Annotated in this window: 19 protein-coding genes and 1 tRNA gene; 7 read left to right on the top strand and 13 right to left on the bottom strand. The window is 64.4% G+C overall.

Annotated features, from left to right (window positions below; all coding sequences use genetic code 11):
- Positions 1 to 4: 4 nt before the first annotated feature.
- Positions 5 to 763: a 3'(2'),5'-bisphosphate nucleotidase CysQ gene (locus EL2594_RS13450; RefSeq protein ID WP_041686103.1), complete on the top strand. Its 759-nt coding sequence runs from the start codon at positions 5 to 7 to the stop codon at positions 761 to 763.
- Here the strand turns inward: EL2594_RS13450 and EL2594_RS13445 are convergent.
- The 8 genes from EL2594_RS13445 to pepN all read right to left on the bottom strand — a co-directional run bounded on the left by EL2594_RS13445 (position 760) and on the right by pepN (position 10,227).
- Positions 760 to 1,353 (bottom strand): OmpA family protein, encoded by a 594-nt coding sequence (locus tag EL2594_RS13445; RefSeq protein ID WP_011415646.1) that lies wholly within the window; start codon positions 1,351 to 1,353, stop codon positions 760 to 762. The genes EL2594_RS13450 and EL2594_RS13445 overlap by 4 nt on opposite strands.
- A gap of 17 nt (positions 1,354 to 1,370) precedes the next feature.
- Entirely contained in the window at positions 1,371 to 3,242 is a 1,872-nt protein-coding gene (locus tag EL2594_RS13440) for a cation:proton antiporter (protein WP_011415645.1), read from the bottom strand.
- An 83-nt stretch (positions 3,243 to 3,325) separates the two neighbouring features.
- The gene (locus EL2594_RS13435) at positions 3,326 to 3,862 is read right to left on the bottom strand and encodes an adenine phosphoribosyltransferase (protein WP_011415644.1); all 537 of its coding nucleotides are present in this window, start codon (positions 3,860 to 3,862) and stop codon (positions 3,326 to 3,328) included.
- A gap of 83 nt (positions 3,863 to 3,945) precedes the next feature.
- Entirely contained in the window at positions 3,946 to 4,797 is an 852-nt protein-coding gene (locus EL2594_RS13430) for a cytochrome c1 (protein WP_011415643.1), read from the bottom strand.
- Positions 4,798 to 4,818: 21 nt separating this feature from the next.
- Positions 4,819 to 6,111, bottom strand: a complete 1,293-nt coding sequence (locus tag EL2594_RS13425) for a cytochrome b (RefSeq protein ID WP_011415642.1) — start codon at positions 6,109 to 6,111, stop codon at positions 4,819 to 4,821.
- Between the two features lie 20 nt (positions 6,112 to 6,131).
- Positions 6,132 to 6,710 carry a ubiquinol-cytochrome c reductase iron-sulfur subunit gene (gene petA / locus EL2594_RS13420; protein WP_011415641.1) on the bottom strand — a complete coding sequence of 193 codons (579 nt, stop codon included), beginning with the start codon at positions 6,708 to 6,710 and terminating at the stop codon, positions 6,132 to 6,134.
- Between the two features lie 195 nt (positions 6,711 to 6,905).
- Entirely contained in the window at positions 6,906 to 7,589 is a 684-nt protein-coding gene (gene pgeF, locus EL2594_RS13415) for a peptidoglycan editing factor PgeF (RefSeq protein WP_011415640.1), read from the bottom strand.
- A gap of 4 nt (positions 7,590 to 7,593) precedes the next feature.
- Positions 7,594 to 10,227 (bottom strand): aminopeptidase N, encoded by a 2,634-nt coding sequence (gene pepN, locus EL2594_RS13410; RefSeq protein ID WP_011415639.1) that lies wholly within the window; start codon positions 10,225 to 10,227, stop codon positions 7,594 to 7,596.
- A gap of 64 nt (positions 10,228 to 10,291) precedes the next feature.
- Between pepN and EL2594_RS13405 the strand changes: the two genes are divergently transcribed.
- Complete coding sequence (locus tag EL2594_RS13405; protein WP_011415638.1) at positions 10,292 to 11,086, top strand: epimerase; 795 nt, start codon at positions 10,292 to 10,294, stop codon at positions 11,084 to 11,086.
- On the opposite strand, the gene EL2594_RS13400 is transcribed toward EL2594_RS13405, so the two are convergent.
- Positions 11,083 to 12,027: a DMT family transporter gene (locus EL2594_RS13400; protein WP_155806158.1), complete on the bottom strand. Its 945-nt coding sequence runs from the start codon at positions 12,025 to 12,027 to the stop codon at positions 11,083 to 11,085. The genes EL2594_RS13405 and EL2594_RS13400 overlap by 4 nt on opposite strands.
- Positions 12,028 to 12,044: 17 nt before the next feature.
- A complete protein-coding gene (locus tag EL2594_RS13395; protein ID WP_011415636.1) occupies positions 12,045 to 13,040 on the bottom strand; it encodes a threonine aldolase family protein in 996 nt (331 codons plus the stop codon).
- 49 nt (positions 13,041 to 13,089) lie between these two features.
- Between EL2594_RS13395 and EL2594_RS13390 the strand changes: the two genes are divergently transcribed.
- Positions 13,090 to 13,407 carry a GNAT family N-acetyltransferase gene (locus EL2594_RS13390; RefSeq protein WP_011415635.1) on the top strand — a complete coding sequence of 106 codons (318 nt, stop codon included), beginning with the start codon at positions 13,090 to 13,092 and terminating at the stop codon, positions 13,405 to 13,407.
- An 18-nt stretch (positions 13,408 to 13,425) separates the two neighbouring features.
- On the opposite strand, the gene EL2594_RS13385 is transcribed toward EL2594_RS13390, so the two are convergent.
- The 3 genes from EL2594_RS13385 to EL2594_RS13375 all read right to left on the bottom strand — a co-directional run bounded on the left by EL2594_RS13385 (position 13,426) and on the right by EL2594_RS13375 (position 15,861).
- On the bottom strand, positions 13,426 to 15,003 hold the full coding sequence (locus EL2594_RS13385) for a PH domain-containing protein (RefSeq protein ID WP_011415634.1): 1,578 nt from the start codon (positions 15,001 to 15,003) through the stop codon (positions 13,426 to 13,428).
- Complete coding sequence (locus EL2594_RS13380) at positions 15,000 to 15,557, bottom strand: PH domain-containing protein (RefSeq protein ID WP_011415633.1); 558 nt, start codon at positions 15,555 to 15,557, stop codon at positions 15,000 to 15,002. Before EL2594_RS13380 ends, EL2594_RS13385 begins: the two co-directional genes overlap by 4 nt.
- 229 nt (positions 15,558 to 15,786) lie before the next feature.
- Positions 15,787 to 15,861, bottom strand: a tRNA-Thr gene (locus tag EL2594_RS13375).
- Positions 15,862 to 15,952: 91 nt separating this feature from the next.
- Here EL2594_RS13375 and EL2594_RS15540 point away from each other — a divergent pair.
- Genes EL2594_RS15540 through EL2594_RS13355 form a run of 4 tightly spaced genes read left to right on the top strand, consistent with a single transcriptional unit; the run spans position 15,953 to position 18,392 of the window.
- A complete protein-coding gene (locus EL2594_RS15540; protein ID WP_196793206.1) occupies positions 15,953 to 16,111 on the top strand; it encodes a hypothetical protein in 159 nt (52 codons plus the stop codon).
- Positions 16,112 to 16,161: 50 nt separating this feature from the next.
- Positions 16,162 to 16,848, top strand: coding sequence for a 2,3-diphosphoglycerate-dependent phosphoglycerate mutase (gene gpmA / locus EL2594_RS13365; protein WP_011415631.1), 687 nt, complete (start codon positions 16,162 to 16,164; stop codon positions 16,846 to 16,848).
- 3 nt (positions 16,849 to 16,851) lie between these two features.
- Positions 16,852 to 17,334: a 5-(carboxyamino)imidazole ribonucleotide mutase gene (purE, locus tag EL2594_RS13360; RefSeq protein ID WP_041685372.1), complete on the top strand. Its 483-nt coding sequence runs from the start codon at positions 16,852 to 16,854 to the stop codon at positions 17,332 to 17,334.
- Between the two features lie 2 nt (positions 17,335 to 17,336).
- Positions 17,337 to 18,392, top strand: a complete 1,056-nt coding sequence (locus tag EL2594_RS13355) for a 5-(carboxyamino)imidazole ribonucleotide synthase (protein ID WP_011415629.1) — start codon at positions 17,337 to 17,339, stop codon at positions 18,390 to 18,392.
- Positions 18,393 to 18,406: the final 14 nt, after the last annotated feature.

Raw genomic sequence — 18,406 nt, 5'->3', positions numbered from 1 at the left:
CGGCATGACGGAAAACCTATCGACCGAGCTGAGCGACGGAGAGTTTGCCGCGCGCCTGGCGCAGCAAGCGGGCGCAATCCTGCTCGATATCCGTGCTGCGGGCGAACTCGCAGGCAAGGCGCTGGGCCAGGCAGGCGACGAGGCGGCCAATGCCTTTATCTGCAATGCGATCCGGACGTATCGCCCTGACGACGCCTTGCTTTCCGAAGAAGAGAAGGACAACCCGGCCCGCTGCGATCGCTCGCGCGTGTGGATTGTCGATCCCGTCGACGGCACGCGCGAATATGGCGAAGCACGCAGCGACTGGGCGGTCCATGTCGGGTTGGCGGTCGACGGCGCGGCGAGCCTCGGCGCGGTGGCCCTGCCCGGCCTCGACGGCGGCGTGGTGCTCCGTTCGGACGAACCACGGAGTCTGCCCGCAGCGCCGGATCGGCCCCGCATGGTGGTGAGCCGGACGCGACCGGCCGCCGAGGCGGTCGCGGTCGCGGAACTGCTAGGCGCGGAACTGGTGCCGATGGGATCGGCGGGCGCCAAGGCCATGGCGGTGGTGCGCGGCGAGGCGGAAATCTACCTGCATTCGGGCGGGCAATACGAATGGGACAATTGCGCGCCGGTAGCCGTGGCGGAAGCGCACGGCCTGTTCTGTTCGCGCATCGACGGTTCGCCGCTGCACTACAACCGGCGCGATCCCTATCTGCCCGATCTGCTGATCTGCCGCCCGGAATGGACCGGGCGGGTATTTGCGGCGCTGGGCAAGCCCTAGTCTACCGGCGCTGCCGACGGCGTCGCCTGGGGTGTCGGCGTCGCTTCGACCATCATGCCTTCGGGCACATCGACGCGGATTTCGACGCGGCGGTTGGCGGCGCGCCCGTCCTCGTTGGGCTGGCCATCGGGCAGCGCATTGGGTTCGACCGGGTTCTGCTCCCCGAATGCGATGACGGTAATCCGCCCTTCGTCGACGCCCCTTGCGACCAGCCAATCGCGCACGGCCTCGGCGCGCCGGAGCGAGACGCGCATGTTGACGGCATCGTTACCACCCGCATCGCTGTGGCCGCCGATGGTGATCGGGCCGCCTTCGGTCACCTGGCGGCTTTCGACCAGCGTTTCGAGTTCGGCGACCGCTTCCGGGGTCAGGTCGGTTCCGCTGTCGGCGAAACTGATCGTCGTGTTCAGCGGCTCGAGCGGGATCAGCACCGCTTCCTCGATATCCGGACGGATGATCGAGACGGGCTCTTCCGGACTCGGCCCGATGACTTCCTCGCCGTCGGGATCGGGCACATCATCGGGCGCAGGCTCTGACTGGCACGCCGAGAGCAAGGCTGCGGTCAACAGGATCGGGGTGAAGCGAAACATGGGACGTCTCCGATGGGTCATGCCGGTTGCGCCTCCGATCCGCGCCGGTCCGGCCTGGGCCGGTTTGCGGACTCTTCGGGAGCGCGCACCTGTGGCGGCGCGAATGAAATGACGGTGTCGCCGGCGCGCGGTTCGGGCCGGGCGATGTGCGTGAAAAAGCGCATCGTGCCGCTTTCGCGCAACAGCATCAGCAGGTGCGCATTTTCTGGCAAGTCCTCGAGCGCATCCTCATAGCTGTATTCGTTGGTGAGACGCGTCTTGCGGAATACCCAGCCCTGCTGCTGCAGGTCCTGCACATCCGAAACGCCGAATCCGCTTTCGAACAGCGCACGGCCACGCAGACTTTCCGGCAAGGCGCGGTGATCGTCATCGGCCGACTCGCCCAGCTGGTACACGCTGTCGCGCCCGATTTCGTGGGCGAATTCGTTGCAGACCAAGGCGTTGTAGGCCTCGTTCTCGGTTGCTGCCACCAGCACCTGATAGGGCGCAAGGTCGAGATTGTGCTCGGTCGCCTCGTTCAGGATCTCTCCGTGATAATAGGGGATGCCCTCGCGCCGGGCGGGACTGAGGCGCTGCCAGCTGTTATCGACGACCATGGTCGGTGTCTTGAGCGCCCGCATTTCCTTCGCGAGCGCGATCGTCCATGGCGTACTGCCGACGATCAGCAGGCCCGGGCGGCTTTCGCCTTTGATCTTGAGCAGCTTGGCCACCAGATTGACGGAGAAGCCGTGCGCGATGATGGTCGCCACCACGACCGCGAAGCTGAGGCCGATCAAGACATTTCCGTCGGCATAGCCGAGTTCGCTCAGCCGCAGCGCGAAGAGGCCGGAGATGGCCACGAGGACGATCCCGCGCGGGGCGATCCAGGCGACGAAGAGCCGCTCGTTCCAGGGCACGTTGCTGCCGATCATGCTGAGCAGGACCGTTACCGGGCGCACGACGAAGAGCAGCACCGCCAGGAATGCGCCGAAGCGCCAGTTGAAATATTGCAGGTCCTCCGCCTGCAGGCTGGAGGCGAGCAGGATGAAGATGCCCGAGACAAGGATGATGGCGATGTTTTCCTTGAAGGGATGGATGCTGCGCAGGCTCGACACATTCATGTTGGCGAGCGCGATCCCCATCACCGTCACCGCGACCAGACCGGCCTCGTGCTCGATCTTGTTGCAGAGCACGAAGACACCGATCACCATCACGAACAGGACCGGGACCTTGAGGTATTCGGGGATCGCTCCGCGCGGGAAGAGATAGGCGATGAGCCAGGCGGCGGCATAGCCGATCAGGCCCGCCAGCCCGGCGGCGATGATCAGCGGCGGCACCACTTCGATCAGCGATGCGCCGGGGCTTTCGGCCACCTTGCGGAAATATTCATAGGCGATGACGGCGCACAGCGCGCCGGTGGGGTCGTTGACGATGCCTTCCCACTTGAGGATCGAGGCCGGGCGGGGCTGGATATTGGCCTGCCGCAGCAAAGGGATCACCACCGTCGGCCCGGTCACGATCAATATGCCGCCGAACAGGATCGCCACCGGCCAGACCAGTCCGGCGACGTAGAACCCCGCGACTGCACCCAGGGCCCAACCGACCAGCACACCGATCGTCGCCAGCCGCCAGACCGCATCGCCCGAATGGCGCAATTCGCGCAGGTTGAGCGTCAGGCCGCCCTCGAACAGGATCAGTGCAACGCCGATGCCGATCATCGGTTCGAGCAGTTCGCCGAAGGCCGCATCGGGATCGAGCAGCCGGTATCCGAAGGCACCCAGCACCGGCCCGGCGATGAAGCCGGCCAGCAGCATCAGCACGATCGCCGGCCAGCCGGTGCGCCAGGCGATCCACTGCGCGCCGATACCCAGCACGCCGATGGTGGCGATCATCAGTGCCTGCGATTCCATGCTAAAAGCGATTCCTCCCTGCCGCGTCAGTAGCACAATGGGCGAAAACGCGAATCTTTCCGCGAATTTTCAATCGCGCGCCATCAATGCCCGTCAAAAGCCATCAGCGAATCGACCGTGATGCCCGTGTCGCGCAGGCGCTGCGCTCCGCCGAGTTCCGGGAGGTCGATCACGAAAAGCGCCTGCCCGACCTCCGCTCCCGCCTGCCGCAACAGCTTCGCTGCCGCCAGTGCCGTGCCTCCGGTGGCGATGAGATCGTCGACGATGACGACCTTCTGGCCCGCCTCGACAGCGCCGGGATCGATCTCCAGCCGGTCGGTGCCGTATTCGAGATCGTAATCGACACCGATCGTGCTGGCCGGCAGTTTGCCCGGCTTGCGGATCGGCAGGAAACCAAGACCGAGTTCGACCGCCACGCCGGCACCGAAGATGAAACCACGCGCCTCCATGCCGGCGATCGCTTCCGCCCCGGCCAGACGCGCGGCCTCGCCCAGGTGCCGCATGGTCGCAGCGAGGCCTTCGCCATGTGCCAGCAGGGTCGTGATGTCGCGGAACTGGATACCGGGCGCGGGAAAGTCCGGCACGGTCCGGATCAGCGCCTTCAGTTCCTCGACCGTCATTTCCGCCCCCTCGAATGCAAAGCGCCCCTCGCATCACAGGGATGGAGGGGCGCTGTCAATTGCGTTGCTGCGCGAAAGTCGGCCTATTTGGCCTTCTTCGGTTTCACCGCCGACCAGATCTGCTGCTTGGCGAGATAGGCCAGGATGGTGGCGAAGAGCAGGAAGCCGATCACGGCCCAGCCGGTCTGCTTGCGCTGCTGCATCTTGGGCTCCGCCGTCCAGGTCAGGAATGCCGCGACGTCTGCCGACATCTGTTCGACCGTGGCTTCGGTCCCGTCGTCATAGGTCACCTGCCCCGGCGTCAGCTGCGGCGGCATCGCGATATTGAGATACTTGAAGTACCGATTGAAATAGAGCCCCGGCGGGGTGTTAAAGTCCGGGAACTGCTGCGCCAGCTCGGCCGGCGGATCGCCATAGCCCGATAGCAGCGAATAGACGTAATTGCTCCCGTCCTTGCGCGCCTTCGTTATCAGCGAAAGATCGGGCGGAATGGCGTTATTGTTGGCTGCAGCCGCCGCGACATCGTTCGGATAGGGATCCGGGAAGTAATCGGTCGGCAGGCCGGCACGGGTAGTGGCTTCGCCGGTGTTCGGATCAATGCCCGGCACCTGTTTGGCGGCAGCGTAATTCTTCACCTGGCCTTCGTCGAAACCGATTTCGGCGAGGTTGCGGAAGGCGACGAACTTAAGCCCGTGGCAGGCCGAACAGACTTCGTCATAGACCTTCAGGCCGCGTTGCAGCTGGGCGACATCCCAGCGACCGAGCGGGCCGTCGAACGACCAGCCGCCGGCGGGCGTCTTGTTCTCAAGATGGAAGTATTTCTCCGGTCCCTTGACGACCTCTTCGGTCGCGGCGGTGTAGGCGCCGACGCCGAAGGCGATCATGACCACGAGGGTGAACACCAGCCCGGCAGCGATGGAAAATAGGCGGATCATGTTTTCGTCTTTCCTAGATTCTTACTCAGCCGGGGCGGGGTTCTCGCCGAGGACGGCCTTCTTGTCGGAGCCAAGCACCGCCTCGGTAATCGAATAGGGCAGCGGCTCGGGCTTCTCGATCGACGAGATGATCGGGATGATCACCAGGAAGTGAATGAAGTAATACGCCGTCGCGAGCTGGCTCAGCATCACCCACGGCTCTTCCGCCGGGGCGCCGCCGCACACGAACAGCACCGCCATGCACGGGATCAGACCGAACCAGAAGAACTTGCGGAAAGTCGGGCGATAGTGGCCACTACGGACCGGCGAGCGGTCGAGCCACGGCAGCAGGAACCACAGCAGGATCGAGCTGAACATGGCCAGCACGCCCCACAGCTTGGCCGGCAGGATGAAGTCGAAGGTGAAGGCGCGCAGGATCGCGTAGAACGGGTAGAAATACCATTCCGGAACGATCAGGGCCGGAGTCGAGAGCGGGTTGGCTTCGACGTAATTGTCCGGATGGCCCAGCATGTTCGGCATGAAGAACACAAAGATGCTGAACAGGATCAGGAACACGCCGAGGCCGAAGCCGTCCTTCGCCGTGTAATACGGGTGGAAGGGGATGGTGTCGCTTTCCTGCTTCACTTCAATGCCGGTCGGGTTCGACGAACCGGGGATGTGCAGGGCCCAGATATGCAGGATCACCACACCCAGCGTCACGAACGGCAGCAGGAAGTGCAGCGAGAAGAAGCGGTTGAGCGCGGCGTTGTCCGGCGCAAAACCGCCGACCAGCCAGACCTGGATCGGCTCGCCGATCAGCGGGATGGCCCCGAACAGGCCGGTAATCACCTTGGCACCCCAGAAGCTCATCTGGCCCCATGGCAGGACGTAGCCCATGAAGGCGGTGGCCATGACCAGCAGGAAGATGACCACGCCGAGCAGCCAAATCATTTCGCGCGGCGCCTTGTAGGAGCTGTAGAACAGCCCGCGGAAGATGTGGATGTAGAGCACGAGGAAGAAGAAGCTCGCCCCGTTGGCGTGCGCGTAACGCAGCGCCCAGCCCCAGTTGACGTTGCGCATGATGTGCTCGGTCGTCGCGAAGGCCACTTCGGCATTGGCGGCATAGTGCATCGCCAGCACGACACCGGTGACGATCTGCATGACGAGGCAGAAGCCGGCCAGCACACCGAAGTTCCAGAAATAGGAGAGGTTGCGCGGCACCGGATAGCCCGCACCCACCGCATTGTAGACAAGGCGCGGCACCGGCAGCTTCTCGTCCAGCCACTGCGTGAAACCGTTGGCTGGCTTGTATTCCTTGGCCCAGGGGAAACTCATAGGTCTGTCTCTCGTGTCCGTTAGCCGACCGCGATCACGGTGTCGGAAATAAACTCATACTCGGGAACTTCGAGGTTGGTCGGCGCCGGACCCTTCCGGATGCGACCGGCCACATCGTAGTGCGAGCCGTGACAAGGGCAGAAATAACCGTCGTACTCGCCCTTGTTCTCTCCCTCGGCAGCGCCGAGCGGCACGCAGCCAAGGTGCGTGCAGACACCCATGGTGACGAGGATATCCTCGTGGCCGGGCCGGGTGCGGTCGGCCAGCGATTCCGCATCGCGCAGGTCGCTCAGCGGCGTGGCGTTGGCTTCGGCGATTTCCGCCGGGGTCAGCCGCTTCACGAACAGCGGCTGCTTGCGGAAAATGGCCTTGATCGACTGCCCCGGCTCGATGGCCGAAACGTCGACATCGGTGGTGGAATCGGCGAGTACGTCAGCCGAGGGTGCCATCTGGCTCACCAGGGGATAGACGATCCCGATAGTGCCGACACCGGCGGCGCTGACCGCGGCGATGTTGATGAAGTCGCGGCGACGAACGCCGTCCTCTTGCTTGGGGTCCTTGATGACATCCGCCGTTGCGGTGCCCGAAGTATCAGCCATCAGTCCTGCCTTGTTTGCGACGCCGCCGACATGGCGATGCCAACCTCGATGTCTCAACAGGCGACCGTGTGCCGCGGATACCCATGTCTGGCCCCTGCAGCGCGCGCGAAATCCGTGCGCAGCACCTGTTTGGGCGCGCCAATAGCCCGATAACCCCGCCTTGCCAATGGCCTTTAGGGCACGATCAATGGAGAATCATGCAACACCGGCGGGCAGGCCGATAAGCGAAAATTGCCGACCCTCCGTCGGCGAGCCGTCATGGGTCGCGCGGCGGAACGAATGGAAGCGATCGGGCTGCGTGTAAGTGTCTTGCGCAAGGTCATCGATCCTGCCGACGCCCGCACGCTTCAGCGACGCGCCGACATAGGCGGGCAAGTCGAACTGATAATGACCAGGTCTGCCCGACATGAAAAATGCCGCATCTTCTTCCTCGAACCGGGTACGGAATGCCTCGTCGACCTCGTAGGAGGCTTGTGCGATGGTCGGGCCGATGGCGGCAGCGATCCGGCCGCGCTCTGCGCCGAGTTCGACCATGGCCGCGACTGTGTTGGCGAGAACGCCGCCGTGCGCGCCGCGCCATCCGGCATGCGCGGCTCCGACGACGCCGACCACGCGATCGGCCAGCAGCACCGGCGCGCAATCCGCGGTCACGATGGCGAGGACGCATTCAGGCGCGCGCGTCACCATCGCATCGGCCTCGAGCCGTGCGTCGTGCGGCCAGCTGTCGCCTTCCTTGACGTGTACGACCCTGGCAGAATGCACCTGCTTCAGCCTCACCGACCGCGCGCCGGGAATGAGCTCGGGAACGCCCTCGGCATCGCAGGTCGAGAAGCCGTGCGGTATGCCGTCCAGCAATTCGGACCTCAGCAATTGCGCCATCGTTTCAGCCCAGCGACCGGGTGACCTGCTCATAGGTATCGCGCGAAAGGTTTTCCGCCGCGGCAATACGTTCGAGCTCGGCCCTCATAAGCGCCGCGCGATGCGGTTCGATCCTCCGCCAGCGCCCGAGCGCCGGCACGAACCGCGCCGCCGTCTGCGGATTGATCGGATCGAGCGAGAGGATCAGGTCGGCAAGCATGCGATAGCCTTCGCCATCGGCCTGGTGGAAAGCATGGGGGTTGCCCGCAAACGCCATGTAGAGCGAGCGTACACGATTGGGGTTGCGCAAAGTGAAGTCAGGATGCTTCGCCAGCGCCTTCACATGTTCGATCGCCTGCGGATGGGTCGACCAGGCCTGCAGCGTGAACCACTTGTCGATGACGAGATCATTGCCCTTGTAGCGGTTGTAGAAGTCCAGCAGCGCATTGGTGCGCAGCGCGCCTTCGAGCCCGGCGAGCACCATCAGCGCGCCTTGGCGGTCGGTCATGTTGTCCGCACCGTCGAACTGCTCCCACGCGCGTTCGGCGGCGCTCTCCGGGTCGCCTGCGGCGAGATAGACCAGCGCCTGTGTCTTGACCTTGCGCGCACCGCGTGCCGGGCCATCGAGGCTGTAGGGTACGGCCGACACGCGGTCGTGCAGCGTTTCCAGCGTGCTGTGGAAATGCTGCCCCAGCCATGCCTTCAGCGCTTCACGCTCTGCGTGGATGCGCCCGGGATCGGCGACCAGCATCTGCTCCATCAGATAGGTCTGGCTGGGCAGCATCATAAGCTCGCCGCGCATCGAATCGTCGAGCGTGTCGTCGGTAAGGATCGCACCGAAGGCCTCTGCAATCGCGGCTTGGCCCACCTCGCGCTCTTCATCGGAAAGCCCACCCCCAAGTGCGGCGACGAGATGACCGACGACCAGCTCCTGCATCGCTTCGTAGCGCGCAAAGCTGTCGTCGTCCCTTGCAGCGAGGAAGACGAGGTCTTCGCGCGGTGCCGTGCGTTCGATCGCCACCGGAGCAGTGAAGCCGCGGTTGATCGACAGCACCGGCGCTTGGGCGAAACCTTCGAAGGCGAGTTCCTTTTCCGCGGTATCGAGAACGATCAGCTGTTCGCCGCCATGTTCGCCGCTCTCACGGTCGAACAGCGCGATCCTGAGCGGGATCGGCATCGGGTGCTTGGCCGGCTGGCCGGGCGTCGGCGGCACGGTCTGTTTGAGGCTCAGCGTGGCGGTCTCGCCTTCGTAACGCATGGCGACTTCGACCTTGGGAGTCCCGGCCTGACTGTACCACAGGCGGAACTGCTCGAGATCCAGCCCTGCGCCGTCTTCGATGGCACGCACGAAATCCTCGCAGGTCGCCGCTTCGCCGTCGTGCCGGTCGAAATAGAGATCGGTGCCTGCGCGGAATGCCTCCGGTCCCGCCATCGAGCGCATCATGCGGATGACTTCGGCGCCCTTGTTATAGACCGTCGCGGTGTAGAAATTGCTGATTTCGCGATAGGAATCGGGCCGGATCGGATGCGCCAGCGGCCCGGAATCCTCCGGGAACTGCGCCGAGCGCAGGATGCGGACGTCTTCGATGCGCTTGACCGCTTCGCCCTGCATATCCTGGCTGAACAGCTGGTCGCGCAGCACGGTGAAGCCTTCCTTGAGACTGAGCTGGAACCAGTCGCGGCAGGTCACACGGTTGCCCGACCAGTTGTGGAAATATTCATGCGCGATCACCCCTTCGATGGCATCGAAATCGGCGTCGGTCGCGGTGTCCGGGTCGGCCAGCACGTATTTGGTGTTGAAGACGTTGAGGCCCTTGTTCTCCATGGCCCCCATGTTGAAATCGCTGACCGCGACGATGTTGTAGAGGTCGAGATCGTATTCGCGGTCGAAGGTCTCCTCGTCCCACTGCATGGACTTCTTGAGCGATTCCATCGCGTGATCGGTGCGCGGCAGATCGCCATCGCGAACCCAGACGTTCAGTTCGACGTCGCGGCCACTCATCGTCGTGAAGGTCGAGCTGTTGGCGACCAAGTCACCCGCCACCAGCGCGAAGAGGTAGCTCGGCTTGGGCCAGGGATCGTGCCATTCGGCGAAATGGCGGCCGTCTTCGAGTTCGCCTTCCTCAACCTTGTTGCCGTTGCACAGCAGGATCGGAAATTGCGCTTTCTCGCCTTCCATCCGCACCGAATAGGTCGACAACACGTCGGGCCGGTCGGGGAAGAAGGTGATGCGGCGGAAGCCCTCGGCCTCGCACTGTGTGCACAGCATGCCGTTCGAGGCATAGAGCCCCATCAGCTGGCTGTTGGCGCCGGGATCGATCTCGGTCGCGATCTCGACCTCGTGCGCGTCGCCGCTCAGCGGGAGGATCAAGTCGTCGCCATCCATCGACCAGGTGTTCACCGGCTCGCCATCGATGCTGACCGAGACCAGTTGCAGCCCGTCGCCGTTCAGGCGGATCGTCGATGAAGGATCGGCTTTGGCATTGCGCGCCACCGTGAGCGTCGAGACCACCCGCGTCGCTTCAAGCCCGAGATCGAACCGCAGCCGCACCTCCGGCAGGATCCACGGGAAAGGCGTATAATCTTCTCGGCGGATGACGGGCGGCTCGTGCGGCGTGGGGGCGGCGTCGGCCATCTCGGGGTTGCGGGCAATATCCATGGGTCAGGAACCTACACTGTCTGCGGGGGCTTTCGAAGAGGGAGATAGGGGGTAGAACGTAGACATGAAGCAAATGTTCATCTTCGGGCTGGGCTATACGGCGAAACGCATCGCCGCTGCGCTGGAGAGTGAGGGGTGGGCCGTCGTTTCGACCGGCAGCGACGGCACGATGGATTTCGACGGCCGCGATGCCGTGCGCGACGCCCTCGCCAGGTCGAGCCATGTGCTGACCTCCGTCCCGCCGGACCGGGAGAGCGAAACGGACCCGGTCTTCGAAAGCTATGGCGATGCGCTATCGCACGGCTGGCTGGGCTATCTGTCATCCACCGGGGTCTATGGCGACGCGCAGGGCGCGTGGGTTGATGAAAACACGCCGACGATCGCCGAGACCGGCCAAGGACGCCGGAATGCACGCGCCGAAGCCGACGCAGCGTGGATGGGCAAGGGTGCGCGTGTCTTTCGCCTGCCGGGAATTTACGGGCCGGGCCGCAGTGCGCTTGACCGGGTGAACGCAGGCAGAGCGCGGCGGATCGACATGCCGGGGCAGGTTTTCAGCCGCGTGCATGTCGACGATATCGTTAGCGGAGTTGTGGCCGCACTGGACAGGAATGCCCCTGCCGGAGCCTACAATCTCGGGGACGACCTGCCTGAAAGCGGCAATGCAGTGACGGAACATGCCTGCCAATTGCTGGGCATCGACCCGCCTCCGCTCGAGACGCTGGAAGAGGCCAATCTCTCGGAGATGGCGCGCGGCTTCTACGCGGAAAACCGCCGGGTCGCGAACGGCAAGGCAAAGCGGGTGCTCGGCTGGGAGCCGCGCTATCCGACTTACAAGGAAGGCCTCAGGAGCCTGCTCTAGTCGGCAGGATGCCGCATTTGCGCGGATTGCTGAACCTGCACGCTCTTCTGCCGCCGTGCGCGCAGCGCCAGCACCATACCCACCACCGCCAGCGCCATCCCGCCGATCGTCAGCGGGGTCCACGCATAATCCTCGAACAGCGTCGAAATCAGCATCGCGACCGAAATCGTCAGGATCGAATTGTAGGCCGTCCGCCCCGCCCCGATCTCGCGCACGAGATTGTAATGCAGCGGGAAAGTGATGACCGAGCCGATCAGCGCGAGATAGACGATGCCTGCCCAGTAATTGGTCCCCGTCGGGAATGGCGGCGGCCCGGCGGTCACAAAGGCAAAACCCAGGTCGAAAATCGTGCCGTAAAGCATGGCCCATGCCAGCAGGCTCACCATCGGCACACCGCGCCCGGTCGGATTGGCCTGGATGACGTTGGCGACCGACGCCGCGAGAATGCCGAGCATCGCCAACACGATCCCCAGACCGACATTACCGCCGATCACCCCCGCGTCGGGATTGGCGCGCCATTCATGCACCAGCAGCAGCGACACGCCGACGATCGCCACGGCGCTGCCGATCCAGAACCCGCCCTGCGTCCGCTCGCCGAGGACGAAGCGCGCCAGCAGCGCATTGGGCACCATCAGCAGGCCGAACATCATCGCGACGATGCCGGAGGTGACGTAAAGCTCGGCATGGTAGACGAACAGGAAATTGCCGCTGAACTGGAACAGGCCGACCAGCATCGCCAGCCGGTGCTCGGGCCCGCTCAGCCGCAGCCGCCGCTTCATCAGCGCGGCGACGAGGAACAGCGCCGGGGTCGCCAGTGCGAAGCGATAGAACACCGACCAGGCTGCGGGCACACCGTCGATCTGCCCCGTGATCACGAACCAGGTCGAGCCCCAGATCGTGCCGGTCAGCAGGAACGGCAGGATGACCCGCCAGCTCAGCATGGTGGTTTCGGTCGCGCTCACAAGCTGGCGATAGCCTGGCCCAGCGCCCGCGCGGCCTCCTGATCGCTGTCCCACGAAGCGACCAAGCGCGCGGCATTCTCGCCCCAGTCGTAGAAATGATAGCCTTGCTCGCGCAGCGCCTCGCGCTCGGGCGGGGTCAGGCGCATGAAGACCTCGTTCGCCTCGACCGGATGCAGCAGGCGCTCGCTCGCTTCCGCGACGATAGCCTGCGCGGCGGCATTGGCGGCGCGCGCATTCTCCAGCCACAAATCGCCTTCCAGCATCGCCAGCAATTGCGCGGCGAGGAAGCGGCCCTTGCTCTGCAAGTGTCCCGCCCGCTTGCGACGATAGCGCACGCTGTCGGCCAGCGCGGGATCGAAGAACACGATCGCTTCTGCATTCATCGCCCCGTTCTTGACGCAACCGAAGCTCAGGGCCTGTGCCGGGCCGACCGCTTCGGCGGGCGAGCAGCCGAGGAACGCCACCGCATTGCCGAACCGCGCACCATCGACATGCAGCCCCAGCCCGCGCTCCTGCGCGAACGCACCGATGGCGTTGAGTTCTTCAGGCCGATAGGCGCGGCCATATTCGCTCGCCTGCGTTACCGAGATCGCATGCGGCTGGACCTGGTGCACGTCGTCGCGGATCGGATCGATTACCGCGCGGATGGCGTCCGGCGTCAGTTTCGCGCCCTCGCCTTGTGCCAGCATCAGCTTCGCGCCATGCAGGTAGAATCCTGGCGCGCCGCCTTCGTCCATTTCGATATGCGCCTCTTCGTGGCACACTACCCCGCCATGCGGGGGCACCATTGCGCTAAGCGCCAGACAATTGGCCGCCGTGCCGGTCGCCACCCACAGCACCGCCACCTCGCGCCCGAACAGCTCCCCGAAAGCCTCGTCGAGCCGTTGCGAGTAGTGATCTCCGTCATATGGCGTGTCGACACCGTCTGCCAAACGCAGCGCCTCCCACACGCGGGGGTGGACGGTAGCGGCATTGTCGGACAGGAAACGCATCGGAACGCCCCTAGCGATACAGGCGTTGAGCGCAAGAAGGAGCCTTGCGATGAGCGAAGAGAAACCGGACGTCACGATCACCCACCACGTGCAGGGTCAGGGCGGCAAATATGTCGCCCATGTCGACGGCGAAACGCATACCGGCATGCTCGAATGGGAGCAGCGCACCGGTGAGCGCGGCGAAGACGTGCATGTCGCCACGCATACGGTCGTGCCCGAGGCAATCGGCGGACGCGGCATTGCGGGCGAACTGGTAGAGCGGCTGGTGGCCGATGCGCGCCGGCAAGGCTTCTTGATCGAACCGCAATGTTCCTATGTCGCCAGGAAGTTCGAGGACAACCCCGACTGGGCGGACTTGCGCGCCTGACGCAGCGGCTGGCGCGCGCTAGCGATTGATCTCGGAAAAATCGGTTTCGGCGATGCTGTCGAGGATGGCGCGGCGCAGACTGCGCGCGCGGTCGAGCGGCACGCCTTCGATGGCGAAGGTCCCACCGGCCAGGCCAAGATGGAGGTCGGCATAGCCTTTCCACCGCGCGATAGGCCCCTGCTTGATCTCGACCGATTGCAGCTTCACGCGATTGGCAATCGCGGCCGACGGCGCGAGCCAGCCAGTGCGGCGATAGACCTGGCGGGTGTCGATGGCGTTGCGCGCGAACCGCCAGAGGTAATATTCGCGCAGCACGAGGAAACCGCCGACTGCGAAGGGAATGAAGGCGAGCAACTGCGCGAAATCAATGTTTCCGCCGGCACCGAACGCGTTAAGCGACAACACCACCACGCCGATAAGGCCAAGCACGGCAGCATTGATGACCATGCTGATGTTGCGAAAGGCCGTGCTGCGGCGCTGCCAATCGAGGCCGTCGGCCACCGGTTCGAACCCGGCGGCGCGGATGATTGGGGCCAGCTCCTCTTCCTGTGCGAAAGGTGCGACGTCGTGGCTGGCTGCGCCAGAATCCTGCGCCAGGCTGACGAACTTCAAACCGTTCCAGCCGAAGCGTTTGCGGATCAGACCGGTGCCGATGCGCAAGGCCTGCACCCTGTGTGCGGGCATGACGACATCGGTCTTGGTCAGCAAGCCGCGGCGGCGGCGAAAACCCTTGGGCGTGCGCTCGAGGCGGAAATCCCAGTCGCGCAGGAAGGTGCGGACCAGCCCCGTCGCCGAGCCGATCACGACCAGCGTAGCAACCCCGGCGACCGCGCCGACGACCTGCGCCATGGGCCCGAGCGCGCCGATCCATTCGCCCGACCCGGCCAGCCAGCCGCGCCACAGGTCGGGATCCCACAGTTCGAAACCGATCAGGGTTTCGGCATATTGCGCAAGGCCGCCCAGTACCGCGAAGACAGCGAGCGAAAATTCGAACAGGCCAAAGGTGAAGAGTCGCCTCGGCCCCATCGCGAACAGGGTCGCGGCAGCTTCCGCTCTCTCGAGCTCGGTGCCCTCAGCAGCGGCGTCAACGGCCTCTCCACTGGCCTCGTCGCGCATTTCGCGGACGAGTTCGCGCAGCTTCTCGCCTTCCTCCTCGGCCAGATAGGCCAACGACAATTCGTCCTTGCCACCTGCGCCGGTTTCGAACTTGACCTCGACCAGCCCGAGCAGGCGCGGGATCAGTTTCTGCTCGAGGCTGACATCCTGGATGCGCTCGTAGGGGACGGAACGCGCCGCCCGCGACAATATGCCGCTTTCCACGCGGATATCGCTCTCGCCGATGCGATAGGTAAAACGGCTCCAGCTGAGGAACGCCGAAAGAAGGATAAGCGCCAGCGTCGCGACCAGCAGCAGCGCAATATACAGCACTTCGCTGGGCAGCCCGTCGTCGAACATGCTGAAGGAGACGAAGCCGAGCGGGATAAGCAGTTGCGGGAGGACGGTGATAGCCTTGACTACGAATGTCAGGACATCGGTGCGTTGCGGCTCGCCCTCGGCAGCAACCTTGGCTTCGGCTTGGATGGCGGCGCCGGTCACAGCGCCTCGCGCTTGATGTGGGCGCGGATTTCTTCGCGCATGGCCAGCGCGCGTTCATGCTGCAGGCCCGGGAGGTTGACCGAGGCGTTATGCGAACCCGCCGTATGCAGGGTCAGCGTCGCCAGGTCGAAATAGCGCTCGAGCGGCCCACGATCGACGTCGATATGCTGGACCCGCCCGAACGGAACGACGGTGTCGGAGCGAAACAGGATGCCGCGCACGACGCGCAGGCGATCGTCGCTCATGGCATAGCCGCGCGCGCTGAATCGACGGTGCGGCATGCGCCAGACAAGCAGGATCGCGAACAGCAGCACCGGTGCGAAGATCGCCCCTTGCCAGACCGGGAGGATCACATCGGCCACCAGCGCGCCCACGCAGGCCACCAGCGCGGTGATGCCCGCTTCCACGCGCATCGCCTTCTTGTGGTTGGGATGGAGCCGGGTCAGCGTGCCGTCGGCATCTTCGAACGTGTCGACCGGCGCAGGCGCCTCGTCCTGAAGTATCGGTGATGGGTCGCGCGCTTCAGGCGCGACCGCTGCTTCCCTGTCGTCCATGGTGTGTGGATGGGGTAAGACAGTGGTCTTTTCAAGCCGGTTTCGGTCAAGAGCTGGCGCTGGATAGCCTCAGGCTCTAACTCGAAGAGTTCGCAAGCGCGACTGCGCGCCCGCAGCGATGCGCCCCAAGGGTGCGTGAACGAGGAAAGTGCAGAGAGCGGATGCGAACGCTGGCGCTTGAAGCCGAAAACAACGCGCTCAAGCAGCGAAGCGGTAGCGCGAAAAATAATGGTGCTGCTGGAGAGAATTGAACTCTCGGCCTCGTCATTACCAATGACGCGCTCTACCACTGAGCTACAGCAGCGTACCGGAACAGGGCGCGGCCTATTGGCGTGCGCGCCTGCAATGTCAAGCAGCGCTTGAGCATTCGCAGCATTATCGCCAAGGGATTTCGCATGGGTGAAGATCGCAGCAAGGATATGTCGCGCGAAGAGCGGTTGGCGGCCAAATTGCGCGAGAACCTGCGCAAGCGAAAGGCGCAGGCGAAGGAATTGAACGCAAACTCCAGCGAATCGGACGAAAGTGGGCTTTCCAAGCACAAAGACGCGGGCTAACGCGTCTTGCTCTTGTTCACGGGGCCAAGGCCCGGGATAGCGGAGCAAAAATGCCTACTCTCATCCTCGTTCGCCACGGCCAGAGCCAGTGGAACCTCGAAAACCGTTTCACCGGCTGGTGGGATGTCGACCTGACCGAGAAGGGCGTCGAGGAAGCCAAGGCGGCAGGCACGCTTTTGAAGGAGAAGGGCGTGCTGCCCACGGTCGCTTTCACCAGCTTCCAGACCCGCGCGATCAAAACGTTGCATCTGGCGCTGGAAGAAGCGGACCGGCTGTGGATCCCGGAAACCAAGGACTGGCGGCTCAACGAGCGGCATTATGGCGGGCTGACCGGGCTCGACAAGCAGGAAATGCGCGACAAGCACGGTGACGAGCAGGTGCATATCTGGCGCCGCAGCTTCGACGTGCCGCCGCCCGACATGGAGCCCGGACATCAATACGATCCCGGCGCCGATCCGCGCTATGACGGGATCGACGTGCCGACCACGGAAAGCCTCAAGCTCACCATCGAGCGGGTGCTGCCTTATTGGGAAAGCGAGATCCTGCCGGTGCTGGCGAGCGGTGAAACGGTGATCATTTCCGCCCATGGCAACAGCTTGCGCGCGCTGGTGAAGCACCTGTCCGGCATCTCGGATGAGGATATCACCGGGCTCGAGATTCCCACCGGCCAGCCGATCATCTACCAATTCGACGACCGGATGCAGCCGGGCGAGCGCTATTACCTGAAGGACAGCTGAGGCATGGGCGGAGCTAAAGTCGCTATCATCATGGGCAGCCAGTCCGACTGGCCGACGATGCAATGCGCCGCCGAGGTGCTCGACGAGCTGGAAGTGGCTTACGACGCGCGGATCGTATCCGCGCACCGCACGCCCGACCGGATGGCGGATTTTGCCAGAGGGGCCGAGGCGGAAGGCTTCAAGGTCATCATCGCCGGCGCGGGCGGCGCGGCGCATCTGCCGGGGATGGTCGCAGCGATGACGCATCTGCCGGTGCTGGGCATACCGGTGCAATCCAAGGCGCTGTCGGGCATGGATAGCCTGCTCTCGATCGTGCAGATGCCTGCCGGGGTTCCGACCGGCACGCTCGCCATCGGCGAGGCGGGCGCGACCAATGCGGGGCTGCTGGCTGCGAGTATCCTCGCTACATCGGACGACGCGCTGGCCGTGCGCTTGAAGGCGTGGCGCGCCGCACGCAGCGAGGCTGTCGCAGAGAAGCCGGAATAGCCATGATCAAGCCGGGGGGGACAATCGGGATATTGGGCGGCGGCCAACTCGGCCGGATGATGGCGATCGCCGCTGCGCAGATGGGCTATCGCTGCATCGCCTACACGCCCGAGAGCGAGCACGTGGTCGGCGATGTCTGCCACGACGTCTTCACCAACAAGTGGGACGATGCCCAAGCGATGGCGGCCTTCGCGCAGAAGTGCGATATCGTCACGTGGGAATTCGAGAATGTCCCGGTCGGCCCGCTGGCACCCATCGAAGACCGCCTTGCCCCGCATCCGCGCGCTCTGGAAACCGCGCAGGACCGCCTGAACGAGAAACGCTTCGTCGAAGGGCTGGGCGGCCGGCCTGCGCCCTATGCCACGGTCGATTCGCGCGCCGAGCTGATGCAGGCGGTCGAGCGGATCGGTACGCCGGGCATCCTCAAGACTCGCCGCGACGGCTATGACGGCAAGGGCCAATGGCGCATCACGTCCGAGCGCGACGCAGAGGGCGTGTCGCTGCCCGATGTGCCGTGCATTTACGAAGGCTTCGTCCGGTTCGAGGCAGAATTCTCCGTCATCCTCGCTCGCACCGCAGCGCGCGAGGTGGCGTTCTGGGACAGCACCGTCAATGTCCACGAAGGCGGGATGCTGGCGACCTCCACGCTGCCCCCAGGCGATCTGATCGAGGGCGAGGTCGCCGAGGCGCGCGAGCTGGCGAAACAGGTTGCCGAAGCGCTCAATTATGTCGGTGTGCTGACACTCGAATTCTTCGCCACCAAGCAAGGCCCTGTCTTCAACGAAATGGCCCCGCGAGTGCATAATTCAGGCCACTGGACCATCGAAGGCGCCGCCACGAGCCAGTTCGAAAACCACATCCGAGCGGTCTGCGGCCTGCCGCTGGGCGACTCCCGCACCGTCGCGCCGGGCGTGGTGATGACCAATATCGTCGGCAAAGATGCCAACGAGGCCGCGCACTGGCTCGACGATCCGGCGACGCACCTGCACCTCTACGGCAAGACCAAGGCACGGAAGGGCCGCAAGATGGGGCATGCGACCAAGCTGGTCTGGGACTGACGCATTGAGCGACC

The organism is Erythrobacter litoralis HTCC2594, assembly GCF_000013005.1.
GTDB classification, from domain to species: Bacteria; Pseudomonadota; Alphaproteobacteria; order Sphingomonadales; family Sphingomonadaceae; genus Parerythrobacter; species Parerythrobacter litoralis_A.
The sequence above is the reverse complement of the archived record's forward strand: the minus strand, read 5'-3'. Positions and strand labels throughout refer to the sequence as shown.

What these genes read in the sequence shown, in the direction of transcription:
- EL2594_RS13425 (WP_011415642.1), bottom strand. Translation starts at nt 6,111, where the DNA reads ATGAGTTTCCCCTGGGCCAAGGAATACAAGCCAGCCAACGGTTTCACG.
- EL2594_RS13445 (WP_011415646.1), bottom strand. Translation starts at nt 1,353, where the DNA reads ATGTTTCGCTTCACCCCGATCCTGTTGACCGCAGCCTTGCTCTCGGCG.
- gpmA (WP_011415631.1), top strand. Translation starts at nt 16,162, where the DNA reads ATGCCTACTCTCATCCTCGTTCGCCACGGCCAGAGCCAGTGGAACCTC.
- EL2594_RS13395 (WP_011415636.1), bottom strand. Translation starts at nt 13,040, where the DNA reads ATGCGTTTCCTGTCCGACAATGCCGCTACCGTCCACCCCCGCGTGTGG.
- EL2594_RS13440 (WP_011415645.1), bottom strand. Translation starts at nt 3,242, where the DNA reads ATGGAATCGCAGGCACTGATGATCGCCACCATCGGCGTGCTGGGTATC.
- EL2594_RS13430 (WP_011415643.1), bottom strand. Translation starts at nt 4,797, where the DNA reads ATGATCCGCCTATTTTCCATCGCTGCCGGGCTGGTGTTCACCCTCGTG.
- purE (WP_041685372.1), top strand. Translation starts at nt 16,852, where the DNA reads ATGGGCGGAGCTAAAGTCGCTATCATCATGGGCAGCCAGTCCGACTGG.
- EL2594_RS15540 (WP_196793206.1), top strand. Translation starts at nt 15,953, where the DNA reads ATGGGTGAAGATCGCAGCAAGGATATGTCGCGCGAAGAGCGGTTGGCG.
- EL2594_RS13355 (WP_011415629.1), top strand. Translation starts at nt 17,337, where the DNA reads ATGATCAAGCCGGGGGGGACAATCGGGATATTGGGCGGCGGCCAACTC.
- EL2594_RS13390 (WP_011415635.1), top strand. Translation starts at nt 13,090, where the DNA reads ATGAGCGAAGAGAAACCGGACGTCACGATCACCCACCACGTGCAGGGT.
- EL2594_RS13400 (WP_155806158.1), bottom strand. Translation starts at nt 12,027, where the DNA reads ATGCTGAGCTGGCGGGTCATCCTGCCGTTCCTGCTGACCGGCACGATC.
- pepN (WP_011415639.1), bottom strand. Translation starts at nt 10,227, where the DNA reads ATGGATATTGCCCGCAACCCCGAGATGGCCGACGCCGCCCCCACGCCG.
- EL2594_RS13450 (WP_041686103.1), top strand. Translation starts at nt 5, where the DNA reads ATGACGGAAAACCTATCGACCGAGCTGAGCGACGGAGAGTTTGCCGCG.
- EL2594_RS13380 (WP_011415633.1), bottom strand. Translation starts at nt 15,557, where the DNA reads ATGGACGACAGGGAAGCAGCGGTCGCGCCTGAAGCGCGCGACCCATCA.
- pgeF (WP_011415640.1), bottom strand. Translation starts at nt 7,589, where the DNA reads ATGGCGCAATTGCTGAGGTCCGAATTGCTGGACGGCATACCGCACGGC.
- EL2594_RS13435 (WP_011415644.1), bottom strand. Translation starts at nt 3,862, where the DNA reads ATGACGGTCGAGGAACTGAAGGCGCTGATCCGGACCGTGCCGGACTTT.
- EL2594_RS13405 (WP_011415638.1), top strand. Translation starts at nt 10,292, where the DNA reads ATGAAGCAAATGTTCATCTTCGGGCTGGGCTATACGGCGAAACGCATC.
- petA (WP_011415641.1), bottom strand. Translation starts at nt 6,710, where the DNA reads ATGGCTGATACTTCGGGCACCGCAACGGCGGATGTCATCAAGGACCCC.